Origin of the sequence: Maribacter sp. ACAM166 (genome assembly GCF_005771495.1) — a bacterium.
Classification (GTDB): Bacteria; Bacteroidota; Bacteroidia; order Flavobacteriales; family Flavobacteriaceae; genus Maribacter.
This window is the reverse complement of the sequence record NZ_VAUW01000084.1, coordinates 1-2,571: the sequence shown is the minus strand read 5'-3', so window position 1 is coordinate 2,571 and position 2,571 is coordinate 1. Positions and strand designations below refer to the sequence as shown.

The window sequence follows — 2,571 nt, the reverse complement described above, 5'->3', positions numbered from 1 at the left end:
GTTATAAAAGGTTGTGGCGATTTGCCTGTGCCTAAAGCGGCTTATGTTGAAATTACCAGACTTTTACACCCCGTTGCAAAAAGTATTATGTATGGAGAAGCTTGTTCAATGGTTCCTTTATACAAGCAGCCCAAACAAATTTAAGTTTAGCCTAAAGAATAGGAACAATACAATAAGAGTATCATGAAAATAAAAAAAAGAACTATCGATAACCGTCCAAAAATTAAAATAAAGTTGGATTACAAAACAACAATAACTGTCAAAAATATGGATGTTTATAAAATATGGAAAGACAAATATCCTGAAGCTATAGTAGTTGAATAAATGATTTGAATAAAAAACTGCAAAACGGAAAATACAAACGTTAAAGCAACTGGACTAGCAAACGATCTACTACTCGTATAAGAAAGTATTAAGGTATCGAAACAAGAGGACAGTTTAGAAACAAAAGAGCAAAAATATTTCCTCTAGCGATGTGGACATTCACAGAATAAACCGTGTCGCGATGGCTCGCATAAAAGTAATTTTTTTTAGTATTGACATTTAATACCCTGCTGAATTACACGAATAAAAAAGTGTAGGCATAAATTTTATCAAGAATGAAACTACAAAACGTAAGTCAAAAATTGATTAGTTCTCATCTTATTTCTGGTGAGATGAATCCCGGAAGTGAAATCGGATTGAAAATTGATCAGGTATTATTACAAGATGCGACAGGTACATTGGTAATGCTGGAATTGGAAGCCTTTAATTTAAATAAAATTAAACCAGAGGTCGCGGTGCAATATGTAGATCATAATCTGCTTCAAACGGATTATAAGAATATGGATGACCATCTATTTCTACAGTCGGCAGCGGCACGATTTGGATACTGGTTTAGTAGATCAGGAAACGGAATTAGCCATGTAGTACACATGGAGCGGTTTGGTAGACCGGGCAAAACGCTATTGGGTTCAGACAGCCATACTCCTGCCGGAGGTGGTATTGGAATGCTTGCCATCGGTACGGGTGGATTGGATGTAGCAATGGCTTCAGCGGGTGAACCGTATTATGTTAAAATGCCAAAAGTGATGGGTATCAAACTCATTGGAAAGTTGCCCGACTGGGTAAGTGCCAAAGATGTAATTTTAGAAATGCTTCGCAGGTATGATGTTACTGGAGGACGTGGATATATCTTAGAATATTATGGACCTGGTCTGAAATCTCTGAGTGCATGGGATCGTCATGTTATCGCTAATATGGGAACAGAAACAGGGGCTACAACTTCGGTGTTTCCTTCAGATGAAATCACCCGTGAATTTCTTAGACAAGAAGGAAGGGAAGACGAGTGGATAAAATTGGAAGCCGATCAAGGTGCAACGTACGACCTTACCATTGAAATAGATCTAGCTACACTAGAACCTTTAATTGCACTTCCTGGCAGTCCAGGAAATGTTGTTCCAGTAAGAGAAGTTAGCGGATTAAAAATACAACAAGTTGTTATTGGCTCTTCTGCAAATCCTGGATTACGTGATTTTTGGATCGCTTCTCAAATTGTAAAAGGTCAAGTTGTTTCTCCCGATGTTTCTTTGGATATCAATCCCTCATCTCGCCAAGTGTTAGAAAACCTGACAGAAATGGGTGCTCTTGGACCGTTGATTGCTGCTGGCGCACGCCTTCATCAATCGGGATGTATGGGGTGTATTGGTATGGGACAAGCTCCTGCCACTAATACGATCAGTATCCGAACGATGCCACGTAATTTCCCAGGACGTTCAGGAACACTTGATGACCAAGTATACCTGTGCAGTCCAGAAACGGCTATAGCTGCGGCAATTACTGGAAAAATTACTGATCCCCGAGACCTCGAGTCTGTAATGAATATTACGTATCCAAAATGGACAGCCCCAGCACAAATCAAGACAAACAAAAAGCTGTTGATTGCTCCAACTGAAGCTTCTTCGGAATTGGTTAAGGGACCAAACATTAAAACCCTACCTGATTTTGAAGAACTTCCAGATGAACTGGAAATCCCTATCCTATTAAAAATGGGAGATGACATCTCAACAGATGGCATACTGAAAGCGGGTGCTGATGTTCTGCCTTTACGGTCAAATATTCCGGAGCTAAGTAAATATGCGTATTATGCCATTGACCAAAGTTTCTATGATCGCGCAGTTCAAAATCAAAAAATACATACAGGATTTTGTGTTATAGCGGGCGAAAATTATGCACAAGGTTCAAGTAGAGAGCACGCTGCACTATCTCCTCGGTATCTTGGACAAAAGTTTGCTATAGCGAAATCTTATGCCCGTATCGGTTGGCAGAACTTGATCAATTTTGGTATGATTCCTTTCGAATTCAAAAACACAAGCGACTGGGACAAACTAGAACAAGATGACGTTTTACGGATAGAAGGCCTAAGGACAGCCATCAAAAACAGAGATTCAGTAACAGCAATTGTAGTTGGAAAAAATATTAGAATTCCACTTACTTACAGTATCAGTGAGAGACAAGTTGAACATATCTTAAAAGGTGGGGTTATTAATTTTGTAAAGCAAAAATAATTTTTCGGCATAGTATTATTAAATG

Annotated in this window: 3 protein-coding genes; all 3 read left to right on the top strand. The window is 38.9% G+C overall.

All coding sequences use genetic code 11. The features are described 5' to 3' along the window. The coding region (locus tag ES765_RS21385) for a DUF2480 family protein (RefSeq protein WP_138116549.1) at window positions 1-144 on the top strand (144 nt) is incomplete at its 5' end. 39 nt (window positions 145-183) lie between these two features. Beyond that, window positions 184-324, top strand: a complete 141-nt coding sequence (locus ES765_RS21970; RefSeq protein WP_171017404.1) for a hypothetical protein — start codon at window positions 184-186, stop codon at window positions 322-324. Window positions 325-599: 275 nt separating this feature from the next. Next, on the top strand, window positions 600-2,546 hold the full coding sequence (locus ES765_RS21380; RefSeq protein ID WP_138116547.1) for an aconitate hydratase: 1,947 nt from the start codon (window positions 600-602) through the stop codon (window positions 2,544-2,546). Window positions 2,547-2,571: the final 25 nt, after the last annotated feature.

Bases quoted from the DNA above. Each gene is read 5' to 3' on its own strand.
- ES765_RS21380 (WP_138116547.1), top strand. From the start codon at position 600: ATGAAACTACAAAACGTAAGTCAAAAATTGATTAGTTCTCATCTTATT.
- ES765_RS21970 (WP_171017404.1), top strand. From the start codon at position 184: ATGAAAATAAAAAAAAGAACTATCGATAACCGTCCAAAAATTAAAATA.